Source organism: Paenibacillus sp. 19GGS1-52, from assembly GCF_022369515.1.
In the GTDB taxonomy this organism is placed as follows: domain Bacteria; phylum Bacillota; class Bacilli; order Paenibacillales; family Paenibacillaceae; genus Paenibacillus_AQ.
Genome location: NZ_CP059724.1, coordinates 6,718,076 through 6,735,614 on the forward strand (window position 1 = coordinate 6,718,076; position 17,539 = coordinate 6,735,614).

Below are 17,539 nucleotides of genomic sequence, written 5' to 3' on the forward strand. Positions count from 1 at the left end.
CATTTATCCCTAAAACCTTTATTATGTACACAGGCACATCTTGTTAGCAAAGAGGGGTAATCATGTCCAAGCTTAAATCGTTTGTAGGCAATATTAATTCAGGCCATATATATGCTCTACTCATCTGTCTTCTAGGATTAGTGCTGTTTGGTTATAGTAACCATTTCGAGTTTTTGCACTATTCCACTCCATCATGGGTCTGGGTATATGCTCTAACAGGAGCCAGTTTAATATTAACCTTTTCCTTAGTACAGCTGCCCCCAGAGGGTAATGAGCTGACCATGGAATCAGCGGTTTATTTAGCCTGTGTTTTTGTATTTGGCGGTTCTTATACTTTGACAATTCTCCTGCTGAACTGTCTTATTTTTTACTTTTTTGATCGCAGTACAAGCTGGTGGAAGCACCTAACCAATTTCTCTATTTACTCCATCATGATCTCCCTTGCTTCCTTTACATTTGACTTGCTTGGAGGACAATCTGGCACACTTGCAAATGAGAAGATCACAGCCTATCTATTGACACTCGCTGTTTATTTTATCGGCAATACACTTCTAGTCGGTCTATATTATTATATTCTGTATAAAGGTACCCTATATGAGACTATAAAGGACATTATAAAAGATTCATTTATTGTTTATTTATGTACACTAGTACTTTCTTTAGTGCTGACTGTGCTCGTCTTTCATAACGGAATATTGGGTCTGGCCCTCTTTTTATGCCTGAGCATACTTTTATGCCAATCCTTCAAAAGACTGTTCGCCATGTACCGCAGCATTGAGGAGCGAGCCAATACGGACCAACGGACAGGATTGTTTAATCATAGCTACTTTGAAGAGATATTGGAACAGGAAATCCAGAAATCGAAGGATTCAGGCACCACGCTATCCCTTGCCATGATTGATCTCGATGACTTCAAGAAATATAATGATCATTTCGGACATCTCCAAGGGGACAAGCTGATCGCTTTTGTCGGTGAGACTCTCCGAAGTGAATCGCTCAAATCAGGCACGATTGCCGCACGTTATGGCGGTGAAGAATTCACGTTGCTTATGCCAGATTACGATAGCCAACAGGCCAGGGCTTACATTGACCTGCTGCGCAAAAAACTGAATAACAGCCACTTTACTGGGGTTGAGATCTTCCCGCTCGGATGTCTGGCCTTCTCCGCAGGGGTTGCTTCCTGCAGCAGCGATATCCATGATAAGTCCCAGCTTGTGGATCAAGCAGATCAGGCACTGTATTATTCTAAGAAACAAGGTAAGAATACGGTACATATCTATGGTGCTCACTCCCCGCTGGAACAGGAAATTGATTTTAGCCAGGACGTGCGCGATATTGAGCAACAGCTGAACCTGTTTATGTATAAAGATATGGAAACCTTTCGCCATTCCAAACGGGTCTTCCGGTACGCGATGGATATCAGTGATCTTCTGGAACTAGACACTCTCTCCAAACGGCAATTTACACTTGGAGCGTTAATTCATGACATCGGTAAGCTGGAGATTCCGTGGGGCATCCTTAATAAGAAAGGTAAGCTTGAGCCTGAGGAATGGGAGATGGTCAAATGGCATGTGACCTGGGGCAAGAAAATGGCACTCACAAATGATAAATACAAAGATTTGGCGCCTTATATCGAGCTGCATCACGAACGATATGATGGTAAAGGTTATCCCTATGGATTCAAGGGTGAAGAGATTCCGTACCTGTGCCGGATGCTGACAGTCATTGATTCTTTTGATGCTATGACTACGGAAAGACCCTACCAACTAACCAAAACAATTGCAGAGGCCATTATTGAGCTACGCGCCTGTGCCGGAAGCCAGTTCGATCCCAAGTTGACGGAACTTTTTATTGGCTATATTGAAGCCAGGGAACCACAGCATAGTGAAATTGTCATCTAATGAGGAGGAAGGAGCCAGTAAGGCTGCTTCCTAATTGCATAGCAAATCCCTTCTAAGCCACGGGTTCCCCGGCGGTTTTTTCTTTAAAATATAAGAAATAATATGCTTCACGCAATAATTTATCCTTGATCTTTCTCGAAGAAACGGGTGCCGTCCATATAAAGGACGGCACCCGTTTCATCTTGTCTCTTCTAAAATAAACTATTGCTACCCTACTCAAATTTGAGTATAATCAAATTCTGCTACTAACAAAAAGGATTTCATGAGACTTATCTCATGAATAATAAGAAAAGGAGCCTGCGAAGCATGCATTCTAAAGAAAGTAACTTAAAGCTCGTAGTTGTCGGCCTGCTGCTTGGTATATTGATGTCCGCTATGGACAATACCATTGTAGCTTCAGCTATGGGCACTATCGTCTCAGACCTTGGCGGGCTGGACAAAATCGTATGGGTCACCTCTGCCTACATGGTAATGGTGATGGCGGGGACTCCCATCTTCGGCAAGCTATCCGATATGTACGGACGCAAGCGTTTCTTCATATTCGGTTTGATCGTCTTTCTGATTGGCTCTGCCTTATGCGGAACCGCGCAGAGTATTACACAGCTCAGTATTTATCGGGCCATTCAAGGTGTCGGCGGCGGCGCACTGATGCCTATAGCCTTTACCATCGCCTTTGATATCTTCCCTGCAGAAAAAAGAGGGAAGCTGATTGGCCTTTTCGGGGCAGTCTTCGGCATCTCCAGTGTACTCGGCCCTCTACTCGGTGCCTATATCACCGAATATGTGGGTTGGCAGTGGGTATTCTATATCAACTTCCCAATCGGGATCGTTGCCTTCATCCTTATCGCCATCTCCTATAAAGAATCCATTGAGCATTCCAAACAACGGATTGATTGGGGCGGTGCTTTCACCCTTGTGGCATCTGTGATCTGCCTCATGTTCGCACTGGAGCTTGGCGGTAACCAATATGCCTGGGATTCCACAGTGATTCTCGGTTTGTTCGCGGGCTTTGCCATATTTCTGCTGGCATTCATATTTATTGAGCGAATTGTGGCTGAACCCATTATCTCATTCGCCATGTTCCGCGAACGGTTATTTGCCACAAGCAGTGTGACCTCCTTATTCTATGGTTCCGCTTTTATCGTAGCCACCATCTATATTCCAATCTTTGTGCAAGGCGTGTTTGGCGGTTCGGCTACCAACTCGGGGCTGATACTGATGCCCATGATGATCGGCACGGTAATCGGCAGCCAAACGGGCGGATTACTAACAACCAAAACAAGTTTCCGCAACATCATGCTGCTGTCTGTTGTCTGTTTTTTAGCGGGTGTCTACAGTCTAAGCACATTAACACCTGATACGTCCCGCCTGCTGCTCAATGCATTCATGCTATTGACCGGTTTTGGTGTAGGCTTCTCCTTCTCCGTGCTAAACATGGCGTCTATTCATAATTTTGGAATGCGCCAACGCGGCTCGGCCACTTCAACAAGTACCTTCATGCGCTCCCTGGGCATGACGCTCGGCATTACCATATTTGGTATCATTCAGCGCAACAGCTTTACAAGTAGTCTAAGCAATGCCTTTGGCGGCAGTGCTCAAGCCGCTTCATTCGGTGATACGCGCGCTGCGTTAACCCCTGAAGCAAGAGCTAAAATTCCAGCTCCGGTACTGGAAAAAATATCAAGTGCGCTGTCCAGCTCGATTGCCCATACCTTTATGTGGGCGCTTGTGCCCGCGGTACTGGGACTCGTCTTCGTACTCTTGATGCCAAAAGACCGTATTACGCTTCCGGCCAAGGCTCCACAAGCCGCTGACGCGAAAAGGTAGCTGACCATGTCTATAAAGCTGGTTATTCTCGGTCTTCTTCTCGAACGGAATATGCATCCCTATGAAATTACGACCGTTATGAAGGAGCGTTCGATGTACGGGATCACGAAGCTTCAGATGGGTTCCCTCTATTATGCCGTGGATAAGCTGGCACAAGAAGGCCACATTGAAGCTGTAGAAATCATCCACAGCAGTGATCGGCCGGCTAAAACGATCTACAGCATTACAGACAAAGGTAAAGCCTTATTCGAGCAGCTTGTTCTGCAGCAGATTAAGAAAAACGATCCCGTCTACCATCCGTTGTTTATGGCTCTGGCGATGTCCCGGTATATTGACCAGAGCAAGGTTGAGAAGCTGCTGGAGGAACTCATCCGTGAATCAGAGCATCAGGTCAATCTGGATTACCAAATGTATGAAGAACATATCCCCCTTGTTCCCCGTTCGGTACTTCATCTTATGTATGGCAGATATGAGCATAGTCTGACCGACCTGAGATGGCTGAAACGCCTCTACGCGGACGTAGTCGCACGCAAGCTGAGTGATATTGGAACACCCCTGCATTTAGAGGCCTAAGGGCCTCTTTTGTTGTTTAATGGGTATCAATTTCGTTTATTATGGAAGCGAGTACCCCACTTCGCTCTAAGGGTGTACAATATTCTCGGATCTGTCATTTCATTATACGGAGGGATACTATTGCTGCGAACGTTACCACTAAACAAGCGGGGAATTCCAGCCAGCCGCTTGGCCTTGGGCTGCATGGGGCTGGGCGGAGGTTGGGATCACGAGCCGATTACTGCCGAGAACATTAAACAAGGACATGAGGCAGTAGATGCGGCTCTGTCTATTGGCATCAACATGTTCGACCATGCCGATATCTATACCCGTGGCAAAGCCGAGAAGGTCTTCGGCCAGATCTTTAAAGAGCGTCCGGGACTGCGCGAGGAAATCATTCTCCAATCCAAATGTGGCATTAAGCTGATGGAGCCAGGTGACAGCTCCAATATGTTCGACTTCTCAGGCGAGCATATTATACGCAGCGTGGATGGAATTCTATCACGCCTAGGAACAGAATATATTGATATCCTGCTGCTGCACCGCCCTGATCCTTTAATGGACCCAGAGGAAGTAGCCGAGGCACTGCACCAGCTTAAGGCAGCCGGGAAGGTACGCCATTTCGGCGTCTCCAATATGAGTGCAGCCCAAATCAAGCTGCTGCAGGCTTACTGTGATGAACCTTTTATCGTGAACCAGCTTCATATGAGTCTGGCCAAAATCAGTTGGATCGATGCTGTCTTAAGCGTCAACCGTGAACAATGGAAAGATATCACTTTTCCGGAAGGGACGATTGAGCATTGCCGTTTGGAAAATATCCAGCTGCAAGCCTGGGGCCCACTCGCCCAAGGAATATTCAGCGGACGAACGCTTGAAGATCAACCGGAGAGTGTCGCGAACACGGCTGCCATGGTCAAAGGCCTTGCCGAGGAAAAAGGAACGACACCCGAAGCCATCGTCCTATCTTGGCTAATGACCCATCCCGCGGCGATCCAACCTGTAATTGGAACGGTAAATCCGCAGCGGATTGTGGCCTGTGCCGATGCACCTAAGCTGGAACTCACCCGCAAGGAATGGTACGACCTGTATGTCAGCTCACGTGGTGAGCGGTTGCCCTAAACTAAATGACTTCCTACTAAGCCGATACACGCTATAACGTGTATCGGCTTTTTTGATATACACCTCTTTCAATAGAGCCTCCACATCCATTTATCAGAATAACAACCGGATATACAAAACGTTCTTTATTAAGAATTAAATATGATAATTAGCGTTATTCGTAGATAATTAGAGTAAATTGAGGATAAACGTTCTTTATAACGCACAAATCGCCCGGATTAACAGTTTTCTTTTTGCTGAAGCAAGTGTATGATTTCATTACGGAATCGTTCTTTATAAAGAACGATAATAACGAATATAAAACCCAAGTTAGAGATGAGAGGAGGAATTCCTCTGTACCCAAGATCAGCAAGGAAAAGGAAAAGAACTAAAAGAATCGGTCTGCGGATTCTGCAATCAGGAATGGCTGTTTCCGTCCTGTTACTGTATACCTCCAATCAGATCGGCAGCACCTATGGTGAGTTCAGCGCTTCTCAAAAGCTCGATAGTTCGATAACGCTATGTACCGTATTCCCCGGTCAAATCGAACAATTATTGTTTGAGGTCAGTGATCATGTAACCAAAATTGCCGAATTAAAGGCATCGCTTGGCAGCTACTCTATGCCACACTTCAAAGAATCTCCGGCAATCGGAGGATTGTCATTAGAAGAGTTGGATAGCGCTGCACAAAACATTACAGAACAAATTTCTGCTGCTAATACCAGCATTAACGCTCTGGAGGGACAGCTAAGCTTCAATGCAGGAATCTGGCAGCAAATCCTGCATGAGGCCAGCCGCACAGCAGAACTAATTACCCAGATTGGAGGCTATATGATCAACCTTGAACCCAACTGTCTGGAAATCCGTGATGCACAGTTCTTCCAGGAGTTTCAGAGCCATGTTAGTCAAAGCGGCGTGTTGTCTGAATCGCTCGTAGATACTTTAGCGGGAATTCTAAGATATTTGACCTCTGTGCATGAAATTGGCAGCTTGATTGCACCCGGAGACCCTTGGGAGATTGCGGGACAACCGAACCGTGAACTCTTCCTCCCGCAGGAGCCTATTATTGCATTCATCAGCAGAGCGTATAGTCCTGAACCCAATGTGTCGACCGAACTGCTATCCACTTACGAACAGTTGAATACTGCACTGGATGCCTCGAAGAGTACACTTTCTTCCAAGCTTATCGTCCTCCAGAATCAGCAAACGCAAATCGCCGATACCAAAGCGATAATGCTGGAGCAAGCCCAAAAGGAAGAAGCTGAACGATTAGAGCTAGAGAAGAAGAAGCAGGATGAGGCGGCGGACAAAGCAAATGAAGAAGCTAAAAAAGCAGCAATAGAGGCGGCCAAAGGCGCTATACAAGCCCCACCTGATCCTGAGGTGATTCCGGTAGAGGAAGCTAATCCCCAGAATAGCGAGATTAGTAAGCCCTCGAATGAAGTGCAAGCCCCTGAGTCCATCATGCCGGAAGCAACTCCAGACAGCAGTAGCATTCCCGAAGAGAGCTTGAAGGAAGAGCCCGCTCAGGTGGAAACACCTAACGAACCTGTAGCCCAGACTCCGTCTGCCACACCGGTACCTCCTTCCGACTCTGATTCTAGCAAAGGCGGCGATTAACAAATGCGTGTCAAAAAAATAATCAGCAGTACCTTGTCCACCCTAATGTTTATGATCTTCGTACTACTGGTAGCAGCAGTAGTAATCTCTAAAGCATCCGGTGGCGAGCCTACCTTCTTCGGCTATCAGATCAAAACCGTGCTTTCCGGCTCCATGGAGCCTGGCATCCATACAGGATCTATTATTGCCCTAAAGCCAGGTGGTGACATGACCCGCTTCCAAAAGGGTGATGTTATTACCTTTATGAGTGCAGAAAATATCCTCATTACCCACCGCATTGTGAACGTTGAGATGAACAAGGCTATTGGTGAAGCCAGCTATACTACTAAAGGGGATCATAATGACGGCGCGGATGGTGCTCCTGTCAGCTCCACAAATGTCGTCGGACAATATACCGGCTTCACTGTACCTTATGTAGGATATGCCATGAATTTTGCAGTATCCAAAGCAGGCAGTGTGCTGCTAATGATCGTTCCAGGTCTGCTGCTCCTTCTGTATGCTCTCTATTCATCCTGGAAAGCAGTCGTCGCGCTGGAGAAAAAAAATGTTGGAGCTTCCGCGTCTGAACCCTTGCCGGATAACCCTTCCTAACCCGATTGTCCCTCCCGTTTACGAAACGTGGAGTACAATATACACCGCTCGAAGACACAAGAGACCAAGAACCTATGAGAGAGGGATGAACAAATGAATATTAAAAAAACATTGGGGTTGGGCGTCGCTTCAGCAGCATTAGGATTGACACTGGTCGGAGGAGGCACTTTCGCTTATTTTAGCGATACTGCTTCGAGCACGGCTGCATTTAACAACGGAACTCTGAGCCTAACTTCTGATCCTTCCGTTATAGTCGATCTCAGCAACCTCAAACCAGGAGATGTAATTACGAGAGATTTCAAGCTCACAAACGACGGATCACTGGACATTCCAAAAGTCTTGCTGAAGACCCTCTCGCTCGTAACGGACACCAAAAGTGATAACGAAGGCCATAATTTGAAAGATGATATTATCGTGACCTTCCTGAACAATAACGACAAAAGACAACCTGAAATTCTCGTGAAATCACTCTCAGCACTAGAAAGCGAAAGTCCTGATCTGGTAGCCAAAGGGATACTCGGCAGTATTTTGGGCGGAGAGAAGTCTGGAATTAGAGCGGGGGACAAAGATACTCTGACCGTACAATTTGCCTTTAGAGAAAATCTCCAGCCACAGAATTATTACCAAGGCGACAAGCTGCAACTGACATGGTCCTTCGAAGCCAGCCAAGGAAAAGGCGTTTATAAATAACTCATATTCAATGATCTTTAGTTACTATTTTACAACAATATAGAGGAGGATTTTTATTATGGGAATCAAGAAAACATTGGGATTAGGCGTAGCATCGGCAGCTTTGGGATTATCGTTAATCGGGGGAGGCACCTTCGCTTACTTCAGCGACACCGCCCAGAGCACAGCAACGTTCGCAGCCGGCACTTTGGATCTCAACACTAATCCAACCGAGATTGTTAACCTCCCAAATCTCAAACCAGGTGACATCGCGGTTCGCAATTTCACCTTGCAGAATAGCGGTTCATTGGATATTAAAGGTCTCAAACTGGTTGCCAATTATACCGTAACTGATGCTAATGGGAATAATTCAACTCAAGATCTGGGTGACCACTTTAAAGTTAAAGTCCTCGATAGCAGCTATGTCAGCGGGAATATCGCGGGCCATGTGATCAGTGAAATCTCACTCAAGTCTTTGAAAGACTTAGGTAACTATGATTTGATAAGCACTGGTGCGCTCCCTAATGGGATCACAAATGGGCAATCCGTCAACTTCAAGGTAGCCTTCGAGTTTGTCGATAACGGGCAGGATCAGAATATTTTCCAAGGTGACGCTCTGGCCCTGACTTGGACATTCAATGCCACACAAGCCATCGGTCCCGAATTGAAATAGTACTGATCTATATCTCTGTAGACTACCGGCAACTCCTAAGCCCAAGAGGCTGGGAATTGCCGGTTTTTCACTCTTTGACCACTCCTAGTTCAGGAACAATCGTCTTTGTCCGTTTTACGGAAATTTGTTATACTATTAACAAAAAGTACGGAGGAGCGTTGTATTGTGCCAGATAATATGGGAGGCCGCATTCACCAGCTCCGACTGGAGAAGAATTTATCCTTATCCGAACTTGCGGACAAGGCCGATGTGGCGAAATCATACTTAAGTAATGTTGAGAGAAATATTCAATCCAACCCCTCCATCCAATTCATTGAAAAAATCGCTGATGCGCTTCAGGTTTCTATTCATGCCCTGCTATATGGCGAGCCCACTGACGCCGAGGAATCCCCTCTGGATTCGGAATGGTTTCGTCTGGTTCAGGAAGCTATGGCCTCAGGGATAAGCAAAAGGGAATTCAAGGAATTTCTGGATTATCAGAAATGGCGCCTGGATCAGAAGGATTGATGAACCTTGTCTGCTTGAGGTTGTATCTATCCAAGCTCTGAACATACAGAAAGAAGCACAACGACATGTCGCTGTGCTTCTTTCTGTATGTAACATTTGTTTATCTAACTCTACTGCATAACACGTAAAGCCTTTTCATCGAAAAACCGACGAATCTCATCAGCCTTGATGCCTGCCTTCTTAGCCGTTAATAACAAATGTACCCATTCTAAATCCAAATCAACTGTCTGCAGTTCTCCGTTTTTCCCCTGGTTGGACTTATCCAAGAAATCTCCTCCTAAGATTTTGCGTCCCCAGGCAGTCCGGCCATCCTAGTATTCCTACCTTAGATCCGAGACTTTGTGCCCCTGCTTTTCAGCAGGTTTACCCTTTACTGGACCCTTTACATGAAAGGATCTGGCTAGAAACTGATTAAGCTGTTATCCGTAACAACATTATGCAATAACATTATATAATAATCCTCAAAAAAAATGTGTCGTTCTCTGGATTATTTTTACTGCGAAATGGGAAAATTATATATCCTATTTTGACGGAACCCTGTCCTAAAATAAAAATCCTAAATATAAAATTGAAAAAGACTAGTTTTGCTGTAGAATTATTGAATACGAGCGAACCATACCGTTTTGCGAACGGATTGGACGAAAGTATGAATTGATTACACGAGCTGAAAGTAGCACAATAGGATGAGGAATGAAACCGCAATCATCGCAGCTCCGATCAACGCCGGCACTAAAGTGACCGGGTGTGGAGTTCATCCGTTAGGAGGATGTATTCATGGCAGTTAAAGAGCCCTATAACGAATCCATTTGGAGTAAGTATTACGGACCCAATTTGGGCTATATCCAAGAAAAATATGAACAGTTTGCGAAAGATCCATTATCAGTAGAAACTAATTACCGCGAGCTTTTTACTATCTCGGGACCCCCTCCCCTGGCACCTGCCACCGAGCAGCCACCACAGGCGGTTATTTCGGGCGATTCCGCATGGCTAAAAAAAGCAGTCAGAGCTTCCAAGCTAATCGCCAATATTCGTATATATGGTCATATGGCCGCTGATATTGACCCGCTCGAACGAGATCATAATGCTATGGAGAAGTGGCTTAACCCTGAAACCTATGAGTTAACCCGCGAGGACCTCATGGCATTGCCTGCCACGCTGATCTGGGAGAATGCGCCCGCAGACGTTCTTACCGGCTGGGACGCCGTTCACCGGATGCGCCAGGTCTATACGCAGACTATTGCTTATGAGTTCGGGCATGTTCACGATGAACGGGAACTGGGTTGGTTGAACCATCAAGCGGAGTCGGCAAGCTCGCCGGCCCCCCTGAACAACACCGAACGCAAGGAACTGCTGAGACGCCTTATTCAAGTAGAGCAATTTGAGACCTTCTTGCATAAAACCTTCGTTGGCCAGAAACGCTTCAGTCTGGAGGGCAATGATGCGCTTGTTCCGATGCTGGACGAAATTGTACGTGCAGCGGCACATGACGGTGCCGAGAACATTCTGATGGGCATGGCCCATCGCGGGCGTCTGAGCGTGCTGGCCCATATTTTGGGCAAGCCTTATGATATTATTTTTTCCGAATTCCACCACTCTCCAAATAAGGAGCTTTTCCCTTCAGAAGGGTCGATGGGTATTAACTATGGCTGGACTGGAGACGTGAAGTATCATCTTGGTGCAGATCGTGCTGTCCGCGAGGGAGAAACCGTCCGTACCCGACTAACACTGGCAAATAACCCGAGTCATTTGGAATTCGTTAATCCTGTCGTTGAAGGCTTTACCCGCGCGGCTCAGGAAGACCGCAGTACACCGGGTCTGCCACAACTTGATACGAACAAAGCCATGGCCGTGCTGATGCATGGAGATGCAGCTTTTCCAGGCGAAGGCATTGTCGCCGAAACGTTGAATATTGGCAAGCTGCAGGGTTATAAGAACGGTGGTACGATCCATATTATCGTCAATAACCGGATTGGCTTTACCACGGAAAGCGAGGACTCTCGGTCCACGCATTACGCCAGCGACCTGGCAAAAGGGTATGAAATTCCAATTGTGCATGTTAATGCCGATGATCCGGAAGCCTGTGTAGCTGCTGTTCGGCTGGCAGGCGCATATCGCAGCATGTTTAAGAAGGATTTTGTTATTGATCTCATCGGCTACCGCCGTCACGGCCACAATGAAATGGATGATCCAGAAACCACTCAGCCTATCGTTTATGGCAAGGTGCGTAATCACCCTACAGTTTACAAGGTATACGCTGATCGGCTGCAGAATGAGAAGATCGTCACTGCTGAAGATGTACAGAATATGAACATCGAAGCAGAAGGTGTATTACAGCAGGCTTATGATAAAATGAAGGAAGGCAAACAGAAGAACGCCGAAGCGAAGACTTCTGTTCCCTTTCCAGTTGATAATTCAAGCTCAAGCACGCGTTCCACAGCCGTAGCACTCAACACGCTGCAGCAGATTAACCAAGAATTATTGAGCGTTCCTGACGGCTTCCAGGTCTATCCAAAGCTGGAGCGGATTCTGCAGCGCCGCAAGGATTCACTGAACGATGGAGAAAAGGTCGACTGGGCTCTAGCTGAGACTTTGGCCTTCGCGACCATTCTGCGAGATGGCACACCCATTCGTCTGAGCGGCCAAGATTCACAGCGCGGCACCTTCGCTCACCGGCATCTGGTGCTGCATGACAGCGAATCGGGAGCACTATACTCCCCACTGCATCAGCTAAGTGAATCCCGTGCCTCCTTTGGTGTGTACAACAGCCCATTGTCAGAAGCCTCGGTGCTTGGCTATGAGTACGGATATAATGTATTCGCACCCGAAACCTTCGTCATCTGGGAAGCGCAATACGGCGATTTCGCCAATGCTGCACAGGTCATTATTGACCAGTTCATTGCTGCCGGTCGTGCCAAATGGACACAGCGCAGCAATCTGGTCATCCTGTTGCCCCATGGCTACGAGGGACAGGGACCAGAGCACTCTAGCGGCAGACTTGAACGCTACTTGCAGTTATCCGCAGAGGAGAACTGGACCGTCGCCAACTTGACCAGCGCCGCCCAATATTTCCACCTCTTGCGGCGCCAAGCAGCATTATGTGGCCAAGGAAATGCCCGCCCACTGGTCGTTATGACACCGAAGAGCCTTATTCGTAATCCGCGCAGCACTTCGTCTGGAACTGAGTTAGCTTCAGGGCAATTCCAGAACGTGCTGCCAGAACCGCTTCTCGGGAAGAAACCTGGTGAAGTGAAGCGTGTGGTTATCTGCAGCGGCAAAGTTGCCGTTGATCTGCAGACCGAACTTGAAGCTTCCAGTAGCCAGGATTGGTCCTGGCTGCACATCCTCCGGCTGGAGCAGCTCTACCCCTTCCCGGAACGGGAGCTTAATGCACATTTCAGCTCCTTTCACTCCCTCCAGGAAATCGTCTGGGTGCAGGAAGAACCCAAAAATATGGGTGCTTGGAGCTATACCGAGCCCCGACTGCGGGCCATTGCTCCAGAGAAGACAACTGTTCAGTATATTGGCCGTCCGGAACGCTCCAGCCCGGCTAGTGGCTACGCGGATGTTCATGCTTTTGAACAGCGGAGAATTGTTAGAGAAGCCCTGAAATTAAATTCACAAGTACAAGCGGCTGTGCCGTCCTCATAAGTAGGACGGTGTCACGATAGCATAATCTATTCTATTTGGGGAGGTAACGGCCTGTGTCAGAAATTAAAGTACCCGATCTGGGTGAGTCCATTTCCGAAGGAACAATCTACAAATGGTTGGTTAAAGAAGGCGATACCGTCGGACAAGGGGATGTACTCGCGGAGCTGGAAACCGACAAGGTCAATCTGGAGATTAGTGCGGAGGAGGATGGCATCCTCACCTCCATCCTCCGGCAAGCTGGCGAGAACGTAGCCGTCGGCGAAGCTATCGGCATTATCGGCAGTGGCGCTGGCGCGGGCAGCAACAGTGCACCGCAGGCCGCTGAGGGCGGCAAGCCTGAAGCGGCACCCGTTAGTAGCGGTGCAGCGGAGATCGTTAGCTCCGCTGTTGCCGCTGCGCCCGAAGCCACGGGAGCGGAAGCTCCTGTGGCCTCGCCGGGCGCACGGAAGCTGGCACGGGAGCGCGGCATCGACCTCGGCGAGGTTAGCGCCCGTGACCCTATCGGCCGGATTGCTCAGGCCGATGTGAATGGACATGGCGCAGCCGGGCCGGTGGCCGCAGCGCCAACCCCTCCGGCGCCGCAAGGCAAGCCGGAGGCTGCGAAGCCCGCCGCGCTTGCGGGCAAAGCGCCGCAGCCGGAGGACGGCAAGGCCGTTGAGCGCAAGCGCATGTCACGCAGACGGCTGACTATCGCCAGCCGTCTGGTGGAAGCGCAGCAGACCGCGGCCATGCTGACCACCTTTAACGAGGTGGATATGACCGCCATCCTCGACATCCGCAAGCGCCGCAAGGATGCTTTTAAAGAAAAGCATGAAGTCGGACTGGGCTTCATGTCCTTTTTCACCAAGGCTGTAATCGGCGCTCTCAAAGCTTATCCGATGCTCAATGCCGAGATTGACGGCGAGGATCTCGTCATCAAGAAGTACTACGACATCGGCATTGCGGTAGCTGCCAAGGAAGGCCTGGTTGTCCCTGTTGTCCGTGACGCAGACCGGCTGAGCTTCCCACAAATCGAACGGCGGATCGGCGAACTCGCCACCAAGGCCCGGGCCAATACGCTCAGTCTCCCTGAAATCCAAGGCGGCACGTTCACCATTACCAATGGCGGTGTGTTCGGTTCTCTTTTATCTACACCTATTCTTAATACACCGCAGGTCGGCATTCTGGGTATGCATAAGATTCAACTGCGCCCGATTGCTCTCGATGAAGAGAGAATGGCTAACCGTCCGATGATGTACATTGCCCTTTCCTACGATCACCGGATCGTTGACGGCTCCGAAGCGGTAAGCTTCCTCGTCAAAGTGAAGGAACTGCTGGAAGATCCGGAAGCCCTGCTGCTGGAAGGCTGACGTAATCCGCAGACATATAAATATTGACTTTATCCCAGGAGACCTTAACCGGTCTCCTTATTACTTTTGGCGTATAAACTATTGTTATTGTTTTATTTGTACCTATCTATTACCGCTGTATCATAATACGCCACCGCGCTCACAGTGACATCTTCACTACTTGTACCATAGACGTTATTTCCAACGGTTATTGAGTCTATTCTTTATCGATCCATGCAGACATTCCTCCTTCTGCCCAGTACTCTTTTATATCAGGCGTTGTCGATGCCGTTGCACCAAAAGCTACACCAAACGAGGGGAATAACGTAATTTCTGTTAATAGAGTGGCTACCTATTTCTTATTGCTTGACTTCGAGTACACTCCAAGTAGTAAATTCAACACAGGTGGCCACCATATTAGAAACTATGAAGAGGGGTAACAACAATGAAACCAGCCAAAACAGTACTGATTACGGGTGCAAACAAAGGAATTGGTTACGAGACTGCGCGGCAACTTGGTGCTTTGGGGTATATAATCTTGATTGGATCGCGGAATGAGGAAAAGGGCCAGGAAGCTGTAGCCGCATTGGAAAAAGAAGATATCAATGCCCACTTTATTCAGCTCGACTTGGCAGAGCAAGCTACCATTGAAGCTGCTGCCAAACAAATTGAACAGCAGTTCTCCAGTCTGGACATCCTAGTGAACAATGCCGGAATATCACTTGGCGCTGGCATAACCCCCAGCCAGTTTAAGCTTTCTGATCTGCGGGAGACGTATGAGACGAACTTTTTCGGCACGATTGCTGTAATTCAAGCCATGCTGCCCCTGCTCCAGCAATCTCCAGCTGGTAGAATCGTCAATCTATCGAGCGGTCTTGGCTCATTAACCTATAATAGTGACCCTGAACACGAATTTTCCCGTTTTAACTTACTCGCCTATAACAGCTCCAAAACAGCATTGAACGCAGCCACGATTATATTTGCCAAAGAATTCAAAGATTCGCCACTCAAAATCAATGCTGCAGACCCCGGCTATACAGCCACCGATTTGAATGGATTTAGAGGCCTTCGTTCAGTTCAGCAAGGAGCCGGGATTGTCGTTCGCCTTGCCACATTAGAGGAAGATGGGCCGACAGGAGGATTTTTTGATGAGAATGGCGAAGTCCCTTGGTAACAGCTACATCTAAGGAGGACGCTATCATGCAGGAAATTCCGGAGATCGTAAACTCTATTAAACAGGCCGCAGAAATAACTGGTTTATCGGAAGATACCATTCGTTATTATGAACGGATTGGACTCCTGCCCTATGCTGAACGAAAGGCAAATGGTCACAGGCATTATACCAAATACCAGATCCAAGGCATTCTCTTCATCCTGCGGTTGAAGGCAACAGGCATGACTATTGAAGAAATGAAACGTTACCTTGAGCTTTCTGAGCAAGGGATAACTGCTCTGCCGCAAAGGTACTCCCTACTCGAAGCACATCATGATCATATTGGGCGTGAAATCGCCAAATTACAGGAAACCCAGAAGATTATTGAATATAAGCTAAAGAACTTTCGCAAGCTTACTGAAGCACCAAATTTGAGCGACCCAAATTGTGATCCATATCGCACCTTGGAGCAGTAATATGAATAAGTTTATCTGTAGCCTGAAAGAACAGCACTTTAACTCAAAGTGCTTCTCTTTCGGGTTTTTCGCTGATTAAGATCTATCATTCAAGGGTAATTTATTAAGATGTGCATCAAGAAAATGGTTATTATCTAAATTATTGGAAAATTCGAATTAAAGGCGGCATACAATGAAATATGTTAACTTGGGACGTACAGGCTTGAAGGTAAGTCAGCTTTGCTTGGGAACAATGAATTTTGGGCAAAGCACAGATGAAAAAGAAGCCTTTCGGATCATGGATGCCGCACTGGATGCGGGTGTTAATTTTTTTGATACAGCGAACGGCTATGGTGGCGAGAAGCGCGGGCATACCGAAGAAATTATTGGAAAATGGTTCGCCAAAGGCGGCAACAGACGGGAACGTGTCGTTCTGGCCACCAAAGTATATGGCGATATGCAAGACCCTAACGATGGACCCAATTCGGAGAGTGGACTCTCTGCTTATAAGATCCGACGACATCTCGAAGGTTCTTTGCGAAGATTGAAGACCGACCATATCGAACTCTACCAAATGCACCATGTGGATCTAAGCGTGAGCTGGGACGAGCTATGGGAAGTTTTTCAATCCTTTGTGCAAAAAGGAACTGTCGATTATATCGGCTCCAGCAACTTTGCTGGCTGGCACCTTACACTGGCACAAGCCGAAGCTAAAGCACGCAATCTGCTGGGACTCGTCTCCGAACAACATAAATACAGCTTACTATGTCGAGAACCGGAGCTTGAAGTATTGCCGGCGGCCAAACATCATGGAATTGGGGTTGTAGCCTGGAGCCCGCTTGCTGGCGGCCTTCTAGGTGAGAATGCACTTAATCCGCAAAAAGGCTCCCGATCTGCTCAGGAAACCCAAGCGATCGAGGCCAGACGACCACAATTAGAGCGATTCGCTTCTCTTTGTTCCGATCTAGGTGAGACCCAATCCAATGTGGCCTTGGCCTGGTTGTTGGCGAACCCGGCGATGACTGCACCGATCATCGGTCCAAGAACCCAGGAGCAGCTTGTGAATTCACTGCGAGCTGTTGAGATCGTCTTAACCGAGGCAACAATGGTTGAGCTAAGTAATATTTTCCCGGGACCCGGCAAACCGGCACCTGAGGCTTACGCCTGGTAACCGTGAATTAACACAAATTCAAGCCGGGAAGTTAGACTTTCGAGGAAATAGGTAAAACCCTTAATCCCGCATGTTTTTGCTACAGCGACCTGAAATTGTCCGAATCTAGGAGTGTTATTTATATTAACAGCATTTTATGCTGCTAAATCGCTGGATTTAGGCATAATCCGTTAATTAGATACTACAATTCGACCTAATTATGGAGTTCGTCAAGCGCTATTCCCCCTCGAATGGGTAAGAAAATATAAGCTTTGCGAATACTAAAAGGGGCATCCTTCAGCCATTAACATGGCCTGTGGGATGTCCCTTTTTGCTGTGTTCTCTTTATTCTCTCTATTTCATCAAT

15 protein-coding genes and 1 riboswitch are annotated in these 17,539 nt (G+C 47.6%); of the genes, 14 read left to right on the forward strand and 1 reads right to left on the reverse strand.

The window, feature by feature from the left end; genetic code table 11:
• The first annotated feature begins 62 nt into the window (after positions 1-62).
• The 9 genes from H1230_RS30835 (at position 63) to H1230_RS30875 (ending at position 9,438) form a co-directional block, all read left to right on the forward strand.
• Positions 63-1,901, forward strand: coding sequence for a bifunctional diguanylate cyclase/phosphohydrolase (locus H1230_RS30835; RefSeq protein WP_239713574.1), 1,839 nt, complete (start codon positions 63-65; stop codon positions 1,899-1,901).
• 306 nt (positions 1,902-2,207) lie between these two features.
• A complete protein-coding gene (locus H1230_RS30840; protein ID WP_275591050.1) occupies positions 2,208-3,728 on the forward strand; it encodes an MDR family MFS transporter in 1,521 nt (506 codons plus the stop codon).
• Positions 3,729-3,734: 6 nt separating this feature from the next.
• Entirely contained in the window at positions 3,735-4,301 is a 567-nt protein-coding gene (locus H1230_RS30845; protein WP_239713575.1) for a PadR family transcriptional regulator, read from the forward strand.
• 120 nt (positions 4,302-4,421) lie between these two features.
• Positions 4,422-5,399 (forward strand): aldo/keto reductase, encoded by a 978-nt coding sequence (locus tag H1230_RS30850; protein ID WP_275591051.1) that lies wholly within the window; start codon positions 4,422-4,424, stop codon positions 5,397-5,399.
• A 402-nt stretch (positions 5,400-5,801) separates the two neighbouring features.
• The gene (locus tag H1230_RS30855; RefSeq protein WP_239713577.1) at positions 5,802-6,998 is read left to right on the forward strand and encodes a hypothetical protein; all 1,197 of its coding nucleotides are present in this window, start codon (positions 5,802-5,804) and stop codon (positions 6,996-6,998) included.
• A 3-nt stretch (positions 6,999-7,001) separates the two neighbouring features.
• Entirely contained in the window at positions 7,002-7,589 is a 588-nt protein-coding gene (gene sipW / locus H1230_RS30860; RefSeq protein WP_239713579.1) for a signal peptidase I SipW, read from the forward strand.
• 93 nt (positions 7,590-7,682) lie between these two features.
• A complete protein-coding gene (locus tag H1230_RS30865; RefSeq protein ID WP_239713580.1) occupies positions 7,683-8,279 on the forward strand; it encodes a TasA family protein in 597 nt (198 codons plus the stop codon).
• A gap of 58 nt (positions 8,280-8,337) precedes the next feature.
• Positions 8,338-8,931 (forward strand): TasA family protein, encoded by a 594-nt coding sequence (locus H1230_RS30870; RefSeq protein ID WP_239713582.1) that lies wholly within the window; start codon positions 8,338-8,340, stop codon positions 8,929-8,931.
• A gap of 177 nt (positions 8,932-9,108) precedes the next feature.
• Positions 9,109-9,438, forward strand: a complete 330-nt coding sequence (locus H1230_RS30875; RefSeq protein ID WP_239717664.1) for a helix-turn-helix domain-containing protein — start codon at positions 9,109-9,111, stop codon at positions 9,436-9,438.
• 110 nt (positions 9,439-9,548) lie between these two features.
• Here the strand turns inward: H1230_RS30875 and H1230_RS30880 are convergent, their stop codons facing one another.
• A complete protein-coding gene (locus H1230_RS30880; RefSeq protein WP_239713583.1) occupies positions 9,549-9,704 on the reverse strand; it encodes an anti-repressor SinI family protein in 156 nt (51 codons plus the stop codon).
• A gap of 27 nt (positions 9,705-9,731) precedes the next feature.
• Positions 9,732-9,816, reverse strand: a riboswitch (cyclic di-GMP riboswitch).
• Positions 9,817-10,212: 396 nt separating this feature from the next.
• Here H1230_RS30880 and H1230_RS30885 point away from each other — a divergent pair.
• The 5 genes from H1230_RS30885 to H1230_RS30905 all read left to right on the forward strand — a co-directional run bounded on the left by H1230_RS30885 (position 10,213) and on the right by H1230_RS30905 (position 17,193).
• Complete coding sequence (locus tag H1230_RS30885) at positions 10,213-13,086, forward strand: 2-oxoglutarate dehydrogenase E1 component (protein ID WP_239713584.1); 2,874 nt, start codon at positions 10,213-10,215, stop codon at positions 13,084-13,086.
• Between the two features lie 53 nt (positions 13,087-13,139).
• Complete coding sequence (gene odhB, locus H1230_RS30890) at positions 13,140-14,435, forward strand: 2-oxoglutarate dehydrogenase complex dihydrolipoyllysine-residue succinyltransferase (RefSeq protein WP_239713586.1); 1,296 nt, start codon at positions 13,140-13,142, stop codon at positions 14,433-14,435.
• Between the two features lie 424 nt (positions 14,436-14,859).
• Entirely contained in the window at positions 14,860-15,588 is a 729-nt protein-coding gene (locus tag H1230_RS30895; protein ID WP_239713587.1) for an SDR family oxidoreductase, read from the forward strand.
• Between the two features lie 26 nt (positions 15,589-15,614).
• Positions 15,615-16,043: a MerR family transcriptional regulator gene (locus tag H1230_RS30900; RefSeq protein WP_239713588.1), complete on the forward strand. Its 429-nt coding sequence runs from the start codon at positions 15,615-15,617 to the stop codon at positions 16,041-16,043.
• A 172-nt stretch (positions 16,044-16,215) separates the two neighbouring features.
• Positions 16,216-17,193 (forward strand): aldo/keto reductase, encoded by a 978-nt coding sequence (locus H1230_RS30905; RefSeq protein ID WP_239713589.1) that lies wholly within the window; start codon positions 16,216-16,218, stop codon positions 17,191-17,193.
• Positions 17,194-17,539: the final 346 nt, after the last annotated feature.

Coding starts and splice junctions, on each gene's coding strand:
- H1230_RS30835 (WP_239713574.1), top strand. CDS start 63: ATGTCCAAGCTTAAATCGTTTGTAGGCAATATTAATTCAGGCCATATA.
- H1230_RS30840 (WP_275591050.1), top strand. CDS start 2,208: ATGCATTCTAAAGAAAGTAACTTAAAGCTCGTAGTTGTCGGCCTGCTG.
- H1230_RS30845 (WP_239713575.1), top strand. CDS start 3,735: ATGTCTATAAAGCTGGTTATTCTCGGTCTTCTTCTCGAACGGAATATG.
- H1230_RS30855 (WP_239713577.1), top strand. CDS start 5,802: ATGGCTGTTTCCGTCCTGTTACTGTATACCTCCAATCAGATCGGCAGC.
- sipW (WP_239713579.1), top strand. CDS start 7,002: ATGCGTGTCAAAAAAATAATCAGCAGTACCTTGTCCACCCTAATGTTT.
- H1230_RS30865 (WP_239713580.1), top strand. CDS start 7,683: ATGAATATTAAAAAAACATTGGGGTTGGGCGTCGCTTCAGCAGCATTA.
- H1230_RS30870 (WP_239713582.1), top strand. CDS start 8,338: ATGGGAATCAAGAAAACATTGGGATTAGGCGTAGCATCGGCAGCTTTG.
- H1230_RS30875 (WP_239717664.1), top strand. CDS start 9,109: ATGGGAGGCCGCATTCACCAGCTCCGACTGGAGAAGAATTTATCCTTA.
- H1230_RS30885 (WP_239713584.1), top strand. CDS start 10,213: ATGGCAGTTAAAGAGCCCTATAACGAATCCATTTGGAGTAAGTATTAC.
- H1230_RS30895 (WP_239713587.1), top strand. CDS start 14,860: ATGAAACCAGCCAAAACAGTACTGATTACGGGTGCAAACAAAGGAATT.
- H1230_RS30900 (WP_239713588.1), top strand. CDS start 15,615: ATGCAGGAAATTCCGGAGATCGTAAACTCTATTAAACAGGCCGCAGAA.
- H1230_RS30905 (WP_239713589.1), top strand. CDS start 16,216: ATGAAATATGTTAACTTGGGACGTACAGGCTTGAAGGTAAGTCAGCTT.